Source organism: Pseudomonas viridiflava, assembly GCF_900602065.1.
Classification (GTDB): domain Bacteria; phylum Pseudomonadota; class Gammaproteobacteria; order Pseudomonadales; family Pseudomonadaceae; genus Aquipseudomonas.
In genome coordinates this window covers 609,810-626,661 of the sequence record NZ_UWFN01000265.1, presented here as the reverse complement: position 1 = coordinate 626,661, position 16,852 = coordinate 609,810, and the positions used below count along the sequence as shown (strand labels likewise).

The window sequence follows — 16,852 nt, the reverse complement described above, 5'->3', positions numbered from 1 at the left end:
CTGGATGACTGTTCAGCTTTAATGGGGAAAAAATAATGACAACCACGCATTACACGGGTGAAGAACGTAGCAAAAGGATCTTTGCGATTGTCGGTGCCTCCTCGGGCAACCTGGTCGAATGGTTCGACTTCTACGTGTACGCCTTCTGCGCCATCTACTTCGCTCCCGCCTTCTTTCCTTCTGACGACCCCACCGTTCAATTGCTCAACACCGCAGGTGTGTTTGCTGCCGGGTTCCTGATGCGGCCTATCGGTGGCTGGTTGTTTGGCCGGGTCGCTGACAAGCATGGTCGTAAAAACTCGATGATGATCGCCGTCCTGATGATGTGCGGCGGCTCGTTGATGATCGCGTGTTTGCCGACTTACGCGACGATTGGTGTCTGGGCACCGGCATTGCTGCTACTGGCGCGCCTCATTCAAGGGCTGTCGGTGGGCGGTGAGTACGGCACTACGGCGACGTACATGAGTGAAGTGGCGTTGCGCGGACAGCGTGGTTTCTTCGCCTCGTTCCAGTATGTGACCCTGATTGGTGGTCAGTTACTGGCAGTGTTGACTGTGGTGATCATGCAGCAGTTTCTCAGCACTGAAGAACTGCGTGCCTACGGCTGGCGGATTCCGTTTGTGATCGGTGCCGTCGCTGCGCTGATCTCCCTGTTCCTGCGTCGTTCACTTGAGGAAACGACCACCGCTGAAATGCGTCAGGACAAAGATGCCGGTAGCATCAGCGCGCTGTTTCGTGATCACAAGGCAGCGTTTATCACGGTGCTGGGTTACACCGCTGGCGGCTCGCTGATTTTCTACACCTTTACCACCTACATGCAGAAGTACTTGGTAAACACCGGCGGCATGGACCCCAAAACCGCCAGTTACATCATGACCGGCGCGCTGTTCCTGTACATGTGCATGCAGCCCTTGTTCGGCATGCTGGCGGACAAGATCGGGCGTCGTAACTCAATGCTGTGGTTCGGTGCGCTGGGTACGCTGTGTACGGTGCCGATCCTGATGACCCTGAAAACCACAACTAACCCGTTTCTGGCGTTCCTGCTGATCACCTTTGCGCTGGCGATCGTCAGCTTTTATACCTCGATCAGCGGCCTGGTGAAGGCCGAAATGTTCCCGCCGCAGGTTCGTGCGCTGGGTGTCGGCCTGGCTTATGCAGTGGCTAACGCGGTGTTCGGTGGTTCAGCGGAATACGTTGCGCTGAGTCTGAAGAATCAGGGCGTGGAGAATAACTTCTATTGGTACGTGACCATCATGATGGCGGTTGCCTTCCTGTTCAGTCTACGACTGCCGAAACAACCGGCTTACTTGCATCACGATCACTGATAAATCGTTTATCTGACCCAATAAAAAACCCACCGATGAGGTGGGTTTTTTTTGTGAGTCGCTTATCAGAACAGGGGTCAGAACAGCTGAACTGTTGGCTTCTCTTTATCTATCGGTTTGGCCTGTCCGGTTTGCTCGTACCAGCCACCGCCGAGGGCCTTGTACAGGTTGACCTCGCTGGTGAGCTGGGAGAGACGGTCGGTGATCAGCGACTGTTGTGCACTGAACAGCGAGCGTTGAGCATCGAGGAAGGTCAGGTTGCTGTCGATCCCGATCCGGTAGCGACGCTCAGCCAGACGGTAGTAGTCCTGGTTGGCGTTGACGAAATCACGCTGGGCTTGCAACTGCTCGTTGTAAGTCTTGCGTGAAGCCAGGCCGTCAGAGACTTCCTGGAAGGCGGTCTGAATCGCCTTCTCGTAGTTGGCAACGCTGATCTCTTTCTGGATTTTCGAGTAATCCAGACTGGCACGCAGGCTACCGGCGTTGAAGATCGGAATATTGATACTTGGCTGGAACAGCCAGGTACCCGAACCGCCATCAAACAGACCGGAGAGGTCGGGGCTGATCGTGCCCGCATTGGCCGTCAGGCTGATGCTTGGGAAGAACGCAGCACGGGCCGCGCCGATATTAGCGTTGGCAGCTTGCAGGGTGTGCTCGGCTTGCAGAATGTCCGGGCGACGCTGCAGCAGGTCCGAAGGCAGGCCCGCTGGCAAAACGCTCAGCAGGTCGGCACTCAGTGGCTGCGCTGGCGGCAGGTTGGTCGGCAGGTTAGTGCCGAGCAGCAAGGTCAGGTTGTTCTGATCCTGAGCGACCTGACGCTGATAGCGGGCCAGAGCAACCTTGGCGCTTTCCACCGAGGTGCGTGCCTGACTCAGATCCAGCGCCGAAGAAACGCCTACTTCGTTGCTACGGGAAGTCAGACGCAGACTTTCTTCGTAGGTCTTGAGGGTTTCTTCTGTCAGTTTGAGCAGCTCTTTATCAGCTTGCCAGGTCAGATAAGCGTTGGCGACGTTGGCCACCAGGCTGATCTGCGTGCTGCGACGGGCTTCTTCACTGGAGAAGTACGTCTGCAAGGCTTGCTCGCTCAGGCTGCGCACCCTGCCGAACAGATCCAGCTCGTAGGCACTGACGCCCAGCGTGGCCGAATACTGGCTGGTAATGCCTGATTGGCCAGTGGTCGACATATCGGCTGGCAAACGCTGACGGCTGCCGCTGCCATCGGCAGAAACAGCCGGGAACAGATCGGCACGCTGGATGCGGTATTGCGCACGGTAAGCGTCGATGTTCAGCGCCGCGACACGCAGGTCGCGGTTATTGACCAGTGCAGTCTGGATCAGCTGTTGCAGGGCCGGGTCATGGAAAAACTGACGCCAGCCCTGTTCCGCTGCCGCGACGTTCGCCGCTTCGGTCGGCGAGTAGGCCGGTCCTTGCGGGTACTGCGCCGCGACCGGAGCCGCAGGTTGTTTGTATTCAGGGATCAACGAGCAACCACTGAGAATGACCGCAGTGACTGCCAGGGAGATCAGGGACTTGCTCATTGGCCAGCCTCATCATGTGATGTTTGTTTCTCGTGTTCCTTGTCGTACTTGCTCTTGAACATCGACGACACGGCAACGTAGAACATTGGGACCCAGAAAATTGCCAGGACGGTGGCGGTGATCATACCGCCGATTACGCCCGTACCGATTGCGTGCTGGCTACCTGAACCGGCACCGGTGGAGATCGCCAGCGGTACCACGCCGAGGATGAACGCCATGGAGGTCATGATGATCGGGCGCAGACGCATGCGGCAGGCTTCCATCGCCGCATCCACCAGACTCTTGCCCTGTTCATGCAGCTCTTTGGCAAACTCGACAATCAGGATCGCATTCTTCGCCGCCAGCCCGATCGTCGTCAACAACCCGACCTGGAAGAACACGTCGTTGGACAGGCCCCTCAGACTGGTTGCCATAAGTGCACCGATGATACCCAGCGGTACAACGAGCATGACCGCAATCGGAATCGACCAGCTTTCATACAGGGCTGCCAGACAGAGGAACACCACCAGCATCGACAGGGCATACAGCGCAGGCGCCTGGGAGCCGGACAAACGTTCTTCGAAAGACAGGCCGGTGAAGGCATAGCCGATACCCGATGGCAGCTTCTTGGCAATCGCCTCGACCTCCGCCATGGCTTGACCCGAGCTGTAGCCCGGAGCCGGTGTACCGAGAATTTCCATTGCCGCTACGCCGTTATAACGCGACAGCTTCGGCGAACCGTAGATCCATTTGCCGCTGGCAATAGCCGACAGAGGCACCATGGTCCCTGCGTCGTTGCGTACATACCATTTGCCCAGATCTTCAGGGGTCATGCGGCTGGCCGCTTCACCCTGCACGTAGACTTTCTTGACCCGACCGCGGTCGATAAAGTCGTTGACGTAGCTGCCACCCAGAGCGATAGACAAGGTCTGGTTGATGTTTGACAAGGTAATGCCCAGGGCACTGGCCTTTTCATCATCGACAGTGAGCTCGTACTGCGGCTCATCGCCCAGACCGTTCGGACGTACGCCTGCAAGGATCTTGCTTTGCGCCGCCATGCCGAGGAACTGGTTACGTGCTTCCAGCAGTTTCTCGTGGCCTACGCCGCCCTGATCCTGCAGGTAAACGTCGAAACCGGTGGCGTTACCCAGTTCGAGTACCGAAGGTGGAACGACTGCGTACACCATGGCGTCACGGAAGCTGGCGAAGTGTGCCTGAGCACGTTGAGCAATCTTGAATACGGTATTTTCCGAGTCACGCTCGTCCCACGGTTTGAGCATGACGAACGCAAGGCCCGAGCTCTGACCACGACCGGCAAAGTTGAAGCCGTTGACGCTGAACACCGAGTTCACGCCGTTGCCTTCACCGTTTTCCTTGTCGAGCAGGAAGGTACGCATCTCGTCGATGACTTTCTGCGTACGCTCGGCGGACGAGCCCGCGGGGGTTTGAACCTGAGCGAAAATCACGCCTTGGTCTTCTTCCGGCAGGAACGCGCTCGGGATGCGGGTGAACAGGAAGATCATGCCCGCAACGATGAGCAGATACACGCCGAACGCTGGCAGCTTGTGAGTCACCATGCGTTTCACGCCGCGCTCGTAGCTGTCTACGCCACGATCAAACGTACGGTTGAACCAGCCGAAGAAGCCTTTTTTGGGTTGGCCGTGTTTTTCCGGATCAATGGGCTTGAGCATGGTGGCGCACAGCGCCGGGGTGAAGATCAGCGCAACCAGAACCGACAGGGCCATTGCCGAAACAATAGTGATCGAGAACTGTTTGTAAATAACCCCTGTAGACCCGCCGAAGAACGCCATTGGCAGCAGCACCGCCGAGAGCACCATGGCGATACCCACCAGTGCGCCCTGGATCTGGCCCATGGATTTCTTGGTCGCCTCTTTGGGCGATAAGTGCTCTTCGGCCATGACCCGTTCGACGTTCTCCACCACCACGATGGCATCGTCCACCAAGAGTCCGATGGCCAGAATCATGCCGAACATGGTCAGGGTGTTAATCGTGAAACCGAACGCTGCGAGGATGCCGAATGTACCGAGCAATACCACCGGCACGGTCATCGTCGTAATCACGGTGGCGCGGAAGTTTTGCAGGAACAGGTACATCACCAGGAACACCAGCACGATCGCTTCGATCAGGGTGTGAACAACCCCGGAGATCGATTCGGTCACGGTTGGTGTGGTGTCGTACGGGTAAACCACTTTCATGCCAGCCGGGAAGAAGGGCTCCAGGTTGGCGACAGTGGCGCGAATGGCCTTGGCAGTGTCCAGAGCGTTGGCGCCGGAAGCCAGTTTGATCGCCATACCTGAAGCCGGCTTGCCGTTGAACTGAGCGTCGATGCTGTAGTTCTGGCCACCCAGGCCAATACGGGCGACGTCATGCAGGCGTACTTGCGAGCCGTCGGTGTTGACCTTGAGCAGGATGTTGCCGAACTGCTCAGGTGTCTGCAGACGTGTCTTGCCGATGATCGTGGCGTTCAGCTGGGTGCCGGGCAGGGCAGGGAGACCGCCCAACTGGCCTGTGGCGATCTGAACGTTCTGTGCCGAAATCGCCGTGCTCACATCAACCGGTGTCAGCTGGAAGTTGTTGAGCTTGGCCGGGTCCAGCCAGATACGCATGGCGTATTGCGAACCGAACACCTGGAAGTCACCCACACCGGACGTCCGGGAAATCGGGTCCTGGATGTTGGAAACGATGTAGTTGGACAAGTCTTCCCGGGTCAGACCGCTGCCGTCTTCGGCAACCAGACCGATTACCAGCAGGAAGTTCTTCACCGACTTGGTAACGCGCAGGCCCTGTTGCTGTACTTCTTGCGGCAGCAGCGGGGTGGCCAGGTTGAGCTTGTTCTGGACCTGAACCTGAGCGGTATCCGGGTTGGTACCCTGATTGAAGGTCACGGTGATGGTCATGCTGCCGTCGGAGTTACTGTCCGAGGAAACATAACGCAGGTTATCAATACCGTTGAGCTGTTGCTCAATGATCTGAACGACGGTGTCCTGCACAGTCTGCGCCGAAGCACCTGGGTAGGTAACCTGAATGTCGATGGCTGTCGGCGCAATGGCCGGGTATTGGTTGATCGGTAGTTTCAGGATCGAAAGCGTACCCACCAGCATGATCACCAGGGCTAATACCCAGGCGAAAATGGGGCGGTCGATAAAGAATTTAGACATCGGTTACTCACCTTTGCCAGTGGCGGCAGGGGCGGACTCAGCGGACTGGGCTGGCGTGAGGTTGGTCGCTTCCTTGACCGTCACTTCTGCGCCTGGCTTGACGAATTGCAGACCTTCAGTGATTACGCGATCACCCGGTTCCAGACCTTTCTCGATCAACCAGTAAGCACCAGCAGTGCGGTTGGCGATGAGTTCACGCTGTTCAACCTTGTTGTCTTTGTTGACCACCAGGGCAGACGGCTTGCCGCGCATGTCACGGGTCACGCCTTGCTGTGGAGCAAGGATGGCTTCGCTTTTCATGCCAGCCTGCAACTGAGCGTGAACAAACATACCTGGCAACAGGGTGTGATCAGGGTTCGGGAACACAGCGCGCAGGGTCACGGAGCCAGTCGCCTGATCTACCGAAACTTCGGAGAATTCCAGTTTGCCCGGCTTGCTGTATTCGCTGCCGTCTTCAAGGGTCAGCTTGACCGACGCCGCGTTGTCACCTGCCTTTTGCAGTTTGCCGCTTTCCAGGTCGCGACGCAGTTTGAGCATCTCGGTGGACGACTGAGTCACGTCAACGTAGATCGGGTCCAGTTGCTGGATCGTTGCCATGGCGTTGGTCTGACCGCTGGTAACCAGTGCGCCTTCGGTCACATCGGAACGCCCGATACGGCCGGAAATCGGTGCCATCACCTTGGTGTAGCGCAGGTTGATCTGGGCAGTCTGCAGAGTGGCCTGGGCTTCCTGACTGGAGGCCAGAGCCGTGTCGTATTCCTGACGGCTCACCGCTTGCTCGTTGACCAGTTGCTTGTAGCGATCTGCCAAAGACTTCGCCGATTGCAGAGTCGCTTTTGCGCTATTGGCGGTGGCTTCGTAAAGCGCTGGGTCAATCTGATACAGCTGTTGGCCGGCTTTGACATCGCCGCCCTCTGTAAACAGACGCTTGAGAATGATGCCGTTGACCTGTGGCCGAACTTCAGCGATGCGGTAAGCCGTGGTACGGCCCGGCAGTTCCGAAGTCAGGGTGTAGGGCTGAGCTTTGATGGTCACGACGCCGACCTGAGGAGGTGCAGCTGCAGGAGCTGCGGCTTCTTCCTTTTTACTGCATCCACTGAGCAGTGTTGCCAGGGCGACGGCAGTGACCAGTACGGTAACAGCTGGCTTGAATTGCATGAAGATCCTCGGGTCAGGAGCCTGGGTGCTCAAGAAAAGTGAAAGGGTGTGAAAAATTCTGGCTGGATAAGTAGTAGGCTAATGAATATACTTACATTCACGGTTGTTTGTAAATACCTTATCCTGTGCCGCGAAGCCGCGCAGGGCGGGGATTGCAGGTTCGGGACAAGGCGATACAAATGCCGCCCGGTGTTGCTTCAGTGCCACATGATTCGTGGTGTGTAGCATTTTCAATGAGGTTTTAATGCCATGGTCCGTCGTACCAAAGAGGAAGCTCAGGTTACCCGCAGCCAAATTCTCGAGGCCGCTGAAAAAGCGTTCTATGAGAGAGGTGTTGCGCGTACGACTCTGGCGGACATCGCAGCCTTGGCAGGTGTGACACGCGGCGCTATTTACTGGCATTTCAGCAACAAAGCTGATCTGGTGCAGGCGATGCTCGACAGCATCCAGGAGCCTCTGGAAGAGATGGCCAGGGCGAGCGAGAGCGAGGACGAAGCCGACCCATTGGGTTGCATGAAAAAACTGCTCATTCATTTGTTTCATGAAATTACACTGGACCCAAAAACGCGTCGCATTAACGAGATCTTGTTTCATAAATGCGAATTCACCGATGAAATGTGTGACTTTCGCCACCAGCGTCAGGTTAATGCCCTGGAGTGCAACGACCGTATTGGCCTGGCATTGAGCAATGCGGTCCGCAAAGGCCAACTGCCTGCAGACCTGGATACCGTCCGCGCCTCCATCGCCCTGCATGCTTATATAGATGGCATGCTCGGTCAGTGGCTGCTTGTCCCGGACAGCTACTCGCTCAATGACAGGGCCGAAAAATGGGTGGATGCCGGGCTTGACATGCTGCGCCTAAGTCCCGCGCTACGCACCTGAAACTTCTGTCAGATTCTCCCCCGCCAAACGCACTGCATATCTATATCGAAATATGCAGTGACTGCCCAGTCAGTTTACCGACTGCTTACACTGGTGTCGCAATGCTACTACGACTGTGGTTAGTCGAAAGCGTTCGGCAGAGGCTATTTTTGTAGGATTTGAGTAGGACACTTCTTGAAGTGTGTAGCTGATTTCCCAAAGTGCTTTTCCCGTATTGTTCACGCTGGCAACTCCCTTCACTCTTCCGTCGCATTCTTGTTTCTGGATGACCGGGAGAATAAAAACGTGTTGCAAACCGTATCTGAAGCATCAGGAACTCTGGGAAGGCTCAAGTGCCAGGCCAATCAATTACTGACCGACGCTGCGCAGTGCCGACCTGCTGCCCGACTTGGGTTGATGACGACGTTGTACTTCAAGCAAGGCCATACAGCGCAGGCCCGGCAACGGATCGAAGCGTGTTTTACGCATTTTTACGAGACGTTTCGGCCCGCCCTTGAATGGCAGTCTTATCAGCGGCTCCGAAAGCTGTCCCCCAGCAGTTTTTCCATCTGCCGACGGCAAGTGCTTGAAAGCTCGCCTGACCAGCCACTGTTATGGTCGATTTCCAGTGCCCGGCCAGTTGAGGCCGCGACTCATTGCATATCGGTCATGGCTCCTCCCCGGAGCCAGGCGGCCACTGATCACTCTTGCCTGAAAATGCTTCTGCCGTGGACCGTACTCATGGAAAGGGACGGAGCCAAGGTATACGAGGGGTGGATCAAGTACCTGTGCAATCAGACCCAGGCCGAGCACGGCTATGGCAGTCTCGTCTGTGTCTTGCCGGGCGATGGTCTGCGATACCTGCCTCTGGAGTACGAGCTGGCGCAACGTTATGTGGGCTTGATGGTGGACGCCGGCCCACATATGGAGAGCCTGCGTTTGCTGGACCGGATCAAGGGCGTCAGTTGGTACAGCGTTTTGGGCAGCCGCTTTGTTCAGCAGTTGGGAGGCAGCGACCGGCTGCGCAGTGTGCTCAGTGCTAACAGCGATGTGGTTTTTCACACCTATGAAAGCGGCCTTATGATTCGTGCGGGTGTGTTGCCGATGCTGGGGAGCAGGGGCGAGGGGCCGTCGAGCGCCTATATGGCGGTCAATAAGGTACTCAAGCCCATCCGGGTGCAGGATACCGGGTGCTTGCACCCTTGTCCGGGGCGCGGGATTGGTTTTACGGAGCAGTCCACTGCCCAGTGGTATGCACGTTTCGATGAAAAACCCATGGCCTCGGTACGTGCCGGTCAACCATGCCCGCAGACCGGGCACTGGTTCAGCAGCGCCATGGCGCGCTCTCGCCGTTTCTTCAATAAAGGTGAAGTCATGCCCGCTTTCGAGCACCTCAAAGCGGATCGAACCCAGTGGTTCTGGACTGATTTCAGCGGGTGACGGAGCGGCGGCGCTCACCTCTTCCTCATGAATGATTCTTCATCATCCGGCGTTTGGCTAAGCTCTGCACAGACTTATAAAAATGAGGGGGCCTGTCATGCAGTTTTCGCCACGACGTTTCGGTGTTGTCCTGGGGTTTCTATGCTCCGCCTGGCTTGGCCAGGCCGGGGCCGGCGTCGAGAGCCCGGAACAGGGGCCTGCTGCGAGGGCGCTGCTGGAGAAGGCAGTGGCACGCTACCAGCAGGCCGGGGACAAATCATTTGCCGAGTTCAGCCGTCAAGGCGAGTTCGTTGACGGGGAGCGCTATGTGTTCGTTGTCGACACTCATGGCGTCATGCTCGCCAGCGGGGGTCCCTCGGTGGTGCTGATAGGTCGGGATGTATCTCAGGTGCTGGAGCCGGACCTGCAAAAGGCGTTCAAGGAAGTTTTGCAAACCCCCGAGAGCAAAGGTGTGCAGCAGGCCGAGTACCGCTGGCATAACTGGGCTGACGGTAAGGTCGAGCGCAAGCGTGTTTACTTCCAGCGTGTTGGCGAGCGGATCCTCGCGGTGGGCTACTACGTTCCTCGGGCTTCGCCTGAGCAAGCCAGGGCATTGCTGGATAAAGCAGTCAGTGAACTGAATCGTGACCAAAAAGGCACCCTCAGTGCGATTAATAGCCTGCGAGGCGGCTTTCTGCAGGATGACCTTTATGTGTTCGTGGTCGATCTGAACAGCAAGCGTTACGTCGCGCACGGTACCAATCTGCGACTGATCAATACTGACTTTCGCAAGGTAAAAGACCCTGAGGGCAAACCTGTTGGCGAACCGATGCTGGCTTTGATCGAAAAACAGGACGCCGCTGAATACGAATACCGCTGGCGCAACCCGGTAACCGGCAAGGTAGAGAACAAGCATGCGTATGCGCGCAAGGTTGGGGATTACCTGGTGGCGGTGGGGTATTACAGCAAGTAGTTCCTGTGGGAGCAGAGCTTGCTCGCGATGCAGCGATGCAGTGCTTCAGATAACACGGGTTGTGCTTATCGCGGGCAAGCCCGGCTCTCACAGGACCGTTCGACCCAAACTCATTTCAGGCTTCCTTGTGCTCCTTGCCCCGCAACAGATTGTTGGGCATCGCCAGTGCGGCAGCCAGGCCCAACAGCGAGATTGCTGCGCTGACGATCATCAGGTGGCGGAACGTCAGCGACAGTTCATCACGCAAGGTTTGCAGGGCAGGGCCGCTGGCGGCGTTGAGGCTGTCCATCAGGACATTGCCGGATGCGCCCTCAGCGCCGCCGATGGAACCTGTGGTGACGCCGCTCAGCCCGGTTTCTTGCAGCATTGCCAGCAATAGCGCAGACATCATGGCCACTCCCACTGCACCGCCCAGAGAGCGGAACAGATTGGTGGTGCTGGTTGCCACACCCATGTCGTTTCTCGCAACCGAGTTTTGTGTCCCGACGAGCGAGGTCGGGAACTGCATGCCGCTGGCAATTCCCGTCATCATCATGAACAGGCTGGTCAGCAGCAACGATTGCGGCGGCGTGAACGCCATGCCCAGGATCGCTATCGGCATCAACATCGCGCCGGTAAGGATCATCGGCTTGTAGCGGCCGGTGAGAGACGTACGACGGCCAGCAAAAAAAGCCCCCATCGGCATGCCTATCGCCAAAGGTAAAAGGTGTACTGCAGCGCTGTCGGCACCACCGCCGGTGACCGTCTGGAAACGCAGCGGCACCAGAACGATCAGCGAAATAGCCTGGAAACTGGTGAAGAAAATCGTGCACCAGCAAAGCACGGCGCTACGGTTGGCGAACAGGTGCATCGGCAGGAGAGGCTCAAGTGTGCGACGTTCGTACCAGACAAAGCAGATCAGGGCCAGCAGTGCCACGCCGAGCAGCGTCAGCACTTGCCCATCACGCCAGCTGTGGCCCTGGCCAATTTCAGTGATGCCCAACAACAGCGCGCTCAGGCCGATAATCATCAGCACTGTTCCAAGGTAATCGATGACGGGTTTACGTTGCGGGACGGGCAGGCCGAGAAGGGTACGTTTGGCGAACCACCAGGCGATCACGCCCAGTGGCAGGTTGATCAGGAATACCCAACGCCAGGACAGGTACTGCGTCATGACGCCCCCCAACAATGGACCCGAAACACTGGCCAGAGCGTACATGCCGCTGAAATAGCCTTGGTAGCGTCCTCGCTCTCGCGGTGGCACGAGGTCACCGATGATTGCCTGACTGACTGAAACCATACCGCCCGCGCCAATCCCCTGAATAACCCGCGCGAGTACCAATTGCTCCATGCTTTGCGCCATGCCGCAAAACAGCGATGCCAGCGTGAAGAGCCCAAGCCCGAACAGCATCAGCTTGCGCCGACCATACAAGTCGCCCAGTTTGCCGTAGATAGGTACTGCCACAGTCAGCGCCACCATGTAGGCGGAGATCACCCACGCCAACAGGTCGAAGTCATTGAACTGGGTGGATATGGCAGGAATGGAGACGGCGACGATTGTCTGGTCCAGCGCACTGAGAAATACGGCCATCATCAACGCAACCAGGACGCTACGGATGGAAGGCATGGTGGGGGGAAGACTGGTCAAGGCAGAACCTGATCGACAGTAATGCCCGCCGAATACCGACGGGGGAAGCAGTCAGTCTAAGCCGATAGCTCCCTAATCGATAGGTGCCTCATACAGTTCTCGCGACTTAAACGCTTCAGCCTCGTTTCATCGCAATGCGCTGAATGTCGCATTACTGGGGACGCAATGACCAAAGTTGCAGGTCGCGACTTGCGGCGCCTGACGGGCCAGTTCATTGCGATATACGCCTGCCGCATACACTGCGATGACGGCGCTGATACCCAGTACAGTGACGCATCTTTTTATTTTTATGTTCATGCCGCTTCCCTCATTCCGACTACATGACAGTTCTGAAAGGATTATCAGAAGTGTAGGGCAGGCGTTTTAAAGCTGTAGGAAAGAATTGATCTAGCAGGCATGGCTGAATGCCTTAAAAGTTATAGCCATGTCGAAGCTAATGTACGTTGAGCACGATATTTGCTTTTTCAGCTGTAGCACTGGCGTTTCAAGTGAACACGTATCGGAGCGCCTTCCGGTCAATTGAGGATCAATAACAATGGCAACCTGCGGCGAAGTGTTGGTGAAGTTACTGGAAGGTTATGGTGTTGAGCGGGTGTTCGGCATTCCAGGTGTGCACACCGTTGAACTCTACCGTGGGCTGGCGAGTTCGAGTATCAGGCACCTCACGCCGCGACATGAGCAGGGTGCGGGTTTCATGGCTGATGGATACTCACGTACCCGTGGCAAACCGGGGGTGTGTTTCATTATTACCGGCCCTGGCATGACCAACATCACCACGGCCATGGGCCAGGCTTATGCGGATTCGATTCCCATGCTGGTCATTTCCAGCGTGCAGTCACGCAACCAGTTGGGCGGCGGGCGCGGCAAGTTGCATGAATTGCCCGCGCAAGGTGCGCTGGTTGCCGGCGTCGCGGCCTTTTCCCACACACTGATGTCCGCCACTGAACTGCCGGGAGTCCTGGCGCGGGCGTTCGCGGTATTCCAGGCCGGACGTCCGCGGCCGGTCCATATCGAAATTCCGCTCGATGTATTGGTGGAGAATGCCGATGCGCTGCTGGCTTGCGAGCCGGTCAGGGTCAGCCGCGCCGGCCCTTCACCGGCAGCCATTGCGCAAATGAGCCGCCTGCTCGCTGGCGCCCGACGGCCTTTGATCCTTGCCGGAGGCGGCGCTATTGATGCTGCTGCCGCGCTGACTCGTCTGGCCGAGCAACTGGATGCTCCCATTGCGCTGACGATCAACGCCAAAGGCATGCTGCCTGCCAGTCATCCTCTGCTGATCGGCTCGACTCAGGCACTGGATCCGACGCGTGAGTTGATCGAGGCCGCTGACGTCGTCTTGGCGATTGGCACCGAGCTTGCGGAAACAGACTACGACATCACCTTTCAGGGGCATTTCAAGATCCCGGGAACGCTGCTGCGTATCGACATTGATCCCGACCAGACCGTGCGTAACTTCCCGCCAACGGTGGCGCTGGTCTCTGATTCCAATGCTGCTGCACAGGCGCTGCTCACAGAGATGGCACACGAAACACTCAGCGAGCGCCTGTCAGACTGGGGCGCCAGCCGCGTGCGCGCATTGCGCAAAACCCTTCATGCGTCATGGGACGCGGCGACCCTTGGGCAGACGGTCTTTTTGCGAACGGTATTGGAGGTGCTTGAAGGGGTGGTCATCGTGGGCGACTCCACCCAGCCGGTCTACACCGGGAATCTGACGCTGGACCTGGATCAGCCGCGGCGCTGGTTCAACTCTTCCACCGGTTACGGCACGCTGGGCTACGCGCTGCCAGCCGCGATAGGGGCGTGGCTGGGGAGCGTCGATGCGGGGGAGCAGCGTCCGGTGGCCTGCCTGATTGGCGATGGAGGCCTGCAGTTCACGTTGGCGGAACTGGCCAGTGCAGTCGAAGCGCGCACGCCGATCATCATCCTGCTGTGGAATAACCAGGGTTACGAAGAGATCAAGAAGTACATGGTCAATCGTGCTATCGAGCCTGTAGGCGTGGATATTTATACGCCCGATTTTATCGGCGTCGCCAAAGCGCTGGGGTGCGAGGCTGAAGCGGTGGAAGGCGTGGACTCGCTCAAGGCTGCTTTGCGTGTCGCGGTGGAACGGCCAGGGCCGACCTTGATCGAGATTGATCAAGGTGCATGGATGAGGGCGATGGTGGCTGGGTAACGGGGCCTGCTAAAGAGCTCCTTGAGAGAGCCCCGCCACACCAGGCTAAACCGTCGCTCTCAGTCGAGCGAGGTCGCGAAGCGGCGGGGCTCCGAACAGTCGACTGTATTCCCGGCTGAACTGCGAAGGGCTTTCGTAGCCAACTTTGTAACCAGCCGCCGAAGCATCGAGGCCATCGGCAAGCATCAAACGTCGCGCTTCCTGAAGTCGCAGCTGCTTTTGATACTGCAACGGGCTCATTGCCGTCACCGCTTTGAAGCGATGGTGCAGGGTTGAAACACTCAGGTTCACCTCTCGGGCCAGTTCTTCTATGCGCAATGACTCAGTGAAATTCTGATTGAGCCACCTGATCGCCTGGGTTACGCGATGCGTCTGGCAGCTGGTGATAGCGATTTCATAAAGACGGTGACCTTGAGGGCTGCGCAGCAGGCGATAGAGGATCTCGCGTTTGATCAGCGGCGCAAGCATGGAGATGTCCTTCGGGCTGTCCAGCAGCTTTGAAAGACGCAGCACCGCATCCAGCAACTGCGCATCGATTCGTTCTATATAAAGACCGCGTCCGCTGGGACGGGTAGGGACGCTCATGGGGCCTGCTTCGGCAATCAATGCGTTGATGTCCGCAGGATCAATATCCAGCCTTAGCGCCAGGTTTGGATTTTCCGGAGTGGCATCAAGGATTCTGCCGCTCAGAGGTAATGCCACGGACAACACCAGATAGTTGAGCGGATCGTAGGTGTAGGTCTCATCACCCAGGCGCACCTCTTTGCTGCCGTGAGCAAAGATGCACAGCGCAGGCTGGATAAGGCTAGGCAGCGATTGCGCCGGGCTTTCATAACGCACCATGTGCAGGGGCGAGATTGCGGTCTGGAAAGCACCTTCAGAGGGCGCGAAACGGCGAATCAGCTCAGCCAGTTCTGCACGCTGCTTTTCCATGTCTTCGCTGACCGGTTCTGTGGGGTGTTGGAGTTGCGACATGGGGAGTCCTTAATCCTTCGTTAATGTGCCCAGCTTATTTTTGTGCAAGCCAAAGCACTACGCCAATCCTGCGGGATGATTGCCTGATCCTGCCGGTGTGCAGCATTCGGGCCGCAGGATCGGATCAAGCATTGCCTGGTACTGTTCAGAGTGACCACCCGGATGAGGCAATGTCCTTAGGGCCGTTTCAGCAGTGCTGCAGGATCAGGCAAGAAGCCGACAGGAACCGACTAACGATGATTGCGCCCAGGCCCTAATCTCGGTTCCTGCCGTCAAACCCTGAAAATCATCCTGATACACAAGGAGCCATGACCATGCCTCAGTCATCAACAGTGAGCCATCTGGTTTTCGCCCGCGCCAGGACAGGTCAAAGCGAGCAATTGGGCGAGCGTCTGCTCTGCCTGGTCGAACCCTCGCGTAACGCCGACGGTTGCCTGAGTTTTACCTTGCAGCTTTCACTCAAGGACCCGGATCTATGGCTGATTTCCGGCTGTTGGGCCAGTGAAGCAGCAATGAACAGCTGGCTGGCCGCTCCTGAGTTGCAAGTGTTTTCCGACGTCATCCAGACCTATAGCGTCAGCAGCCTGGATTTCCGAACGTTCTCCACGCCTGATGGCGCAGACATTGAAGTCGCTCGCTGGATGAACACAGTCTGAGCGCTGCCGGTTAGAATCCCCTGTTTTAAAGCATTAAGCAGGATCACTATTCATGGCACGCAAAGAACTCAATGGCTTCGAAGCCGTTTCCGCAGTGGTCCCGGGCGAGGGTGGCTACGATGCCGCTATCGCAGTAAAGGGGCTGGGAGCCGGTGGCGCACCGGTATTTCATCGGATACTGCCAGGCCAGAAATTCAAGACCGCCTACGATGCCGACGTTGCAGCCACTGCCGAGCTGGACCGTCTGGTCGACATTGATGCGGAGGGCGGTCTGTCATTTCAGACGCTTTGATCTGTCTTCAATCAATTCTCAGGCTTTAGGGCGGTGCATCCTGAACAGCGCTTCGGGTCCCAGCTGGAAGTAGTCGGCCGGGCCGCCGCCACGCAGAATAGGTTCGCCTGCTGCCGTGTCGTAAATCCCGTCCTTGAGCAGCGACTTGGCAATATGCACTGCCACCACCTCGCCAAGAATCAGCCAGCTGGGCACAAGCTCTTTATCGGCGCGCTGTAGCTGGATGATTTGGGTGACCTTGCATTCGAACGAAACCGGCGTCTCCTTCACGCGTGGAACCGCCACGATCTGCGATGCCAGAGGTGTCAGGTTCGCCAACTCAAACTCACTGACGTCAGCTGCAACGGGGGCACAGCTCTGATTCATGGCCTCTGCCAGCGAGCGTGTGGCCAGGTTCCAGACGAACTCGCCGGTCTGTTCGATATTGTTCAGGCTGTCTTTGCGGCCAACACTGCAAAACCCGATGATTGGCGGGATGTAGTTGAACGCGTTGAAAAAGCTGTAAGGCGCCAGGTTCAACTTGCCGTTGGTATCCTGCGAGGAGATCCAGCCGATGGGGCGGGGGCCCACGATGGCATTGAACGGATCGTGAGGCAGGCCATGGCCTTGGGAGGGCTCATAAGAGTAAATATCGTCAGACATGATAAGGGTCCTGTTTAGCCGCTAAGGCGCATGAAATTTTGCGTCCATAGTGCCT

At 57.4% G+C, this 16,852-nt stretch carries 13 protein-coding genes; 7 read left to right on the top strand and 6 right to left on the bottom strand.

Annotated features, from left to right (window positions below; all coding sequences use genetic code 11):
* Window positions 1-35 precede the first annotated feature (35 nt).
* Entirely contained in the window at window positions 36-1,325 is a 1,290-nt protein-coding gene (locus tag EE949_RS18070) for an MFS family transporter (protein WP_122665517.1), read from the top strand.
* Between the two features lie 77 nt (window positions 1,326-1,402).
* Here EE949_RS18070 and EE949_RS18065 read toward each other — a convergent pair whose 3' ends face one another.
* From EE949_RS18065 to EE949_RS18055, 3 genes are read right to left on the bottom strand one after another with little or no spacing between them, the layout of a single operon-like run.
* A complete protein-coding gene (locus tag EE949_RS18065; protein ID WP_122665516.1) occupies window positions 1,403-2,863 on the bottom strand; it encodes an AdeC/AdeK/OprM family multidrug efflux complex outer membrane factor in 1,461 nt (486 codons plus the stop codon).
* Window positions 2,860-6,021, bottom strand: coding sequence for an efflux RND transporter permease subunit (locus EE949_RS18060; protein WP_122665515.1), 3,162 nt, complete (start codon window positions 6,019-6,021; stop codon window positions 2,860-2,862). Before EE949_RS18060 ends, EE949_RS18065 begins: the two co-directional genes overlap by 4 nt.
* Before the next feature lie 3 nt (window positions 6,022-6,024).
* On the bottom strand, window positions 6,025-7,179 hold the full coding sequence (locus EE949_RS18055) for an efflux RND transporter periplasmic adaptor subunit (RefSeq protein ID WP_122665514.1): 1,155 nt from the start codon (window positions 7,177-7,179) through the stop codon (window positions 6,025-6,027).
* Window positions 7,180-7,428: 249 nt separating this feature from the next.
* On the opposite strand from EE949_RS18055, the gene EE949_RS18050 reads away from it, so the two are divergent.
* The 3 genes from EE949_RS18050 (at window position 7,429) to EE949_RS18040 (ending at window position 10,432) form a co-directional block, all read left to right on the top strand.
* On the top strand, window positions 7,429-8,061 hold the full coding sequence (locus tag EE949_RS18050; RefSeq protein ID WP_122665513.1) for a TetR family transcriptional regulator: 633 nt from the start codon (window positions 7,429-7,431) through the stop codon (window positions 8,059-8,061).
* A gap of 285 nt (window positions 8,062-8,346) precedes the next feature.
* Entirely contained in the window at window positions 8,347-9,480 is a 1,134-nt protein-coding gene (locus tag EE949_RS18045) for a type VI immunity family protein (protein WP_430735942.1), read from the top strand.
* 97 nt (window positions 9,481-9,577) lie between these two features.
* On the top strand, window positions 9,578-10,432 hold the full coding sequence (locus EE949_RS18040) for a cache domain-containing protein (protein ID WP_122665511.1): 855 nt from the start codon (window positions 9,578-9,580) through the stop codon (window positions 10,430-10,432).
* A 115-nt stretch (window positions 10,433-10,547) separates the two neighbouring features.
* On the opposite strand, the gene EE949_RS18035 is transcribed toward EE949_RS18040, so the two are convergent.
* Window positions 10,548-12,038, bottom strand: a complete 1,491-nt coding sequence (locus EE949_RS18035; RefSeq protein ID WP_205505005.1) for an MDR family MFS transporter — start codon at window positions 12,036-12,038, stop codon at window positions 10,548-10,550.
* Window positions 12,039-12,594: 556 nt separating this feature from the next.
* On the opposite strand from EE949_RS18035, the gene EE949_RS18030 reads away from it, so the two are divergent.
* Complete coding sequence (locus tag EE949_RS18030) at window positions 12,595-14,232, top strand: 5-guanidino-2-oxopentanoate decarboxylase (protein WP_122665509.1); 1,638 nt, start codon at window positions 12,595-12,597, stop codon at window positions 14,230-14,232.
* Window positions 14,233-14,277: 45 nt separating this feature from the next.
* On the opposite strand, the gene EE949_RS18025 is transcribed toward EE949_RS18030, so the two are convergent.
* On the bottom strand, window positions 14,278-15,207 hold the full coding sequence (locus tag EE949_RS18025; protein ID WP_122665508.1) for an AraC family transcriptional regulator: 930 nt from the start codon (window positions 15,205-15,207) through the stop codon (window positions 14,278-14,280).
* 314 nt (window positions 15,208-15,521) lie between these two features.
* On the opposite strand from EE949_RS18025, the gene EE949_RS18020 reads away from it, so the two are divergent.
* A complete protein-coding gene (locus tag EE949_RS18020; RefSeq protein ID WP_122665507.1) occupies window positions 15,522-15,863 on the top strand; it encodes an antibiotic biosynthesis monooxygenase family protein in 342 nt (113 codons plus the stop codon).
* 52 nt (window positions 15,864-15,915) lie between these two features.
* Entirely contained in the window at window positions 15,916-16,155 is a 240-nt protein-coding gene (locus EE949_RS18015; protein ID WP_122665506.1) for a hypothetical protein, read from the top strand.
* A gap of 18 nt (window positions 16,156-16,173) precedes the next feature.
* On the opposite strand, the gene EE949_RS18010 is transcribed toward EE949_RS18015, so the two are convergent.
* Complete coding sequence (locus EE949_RS18010) at window positions 16,174-16,797, bottom strand: flavin reductase family protein (protein ID WP_122665505.1); 624 nt, start codon at window positions 16,795-16,797, stop codon at window positions 16,174-16,176.
* Window positions 16,798-16,852: the final 55 nt, after the last annotated feature.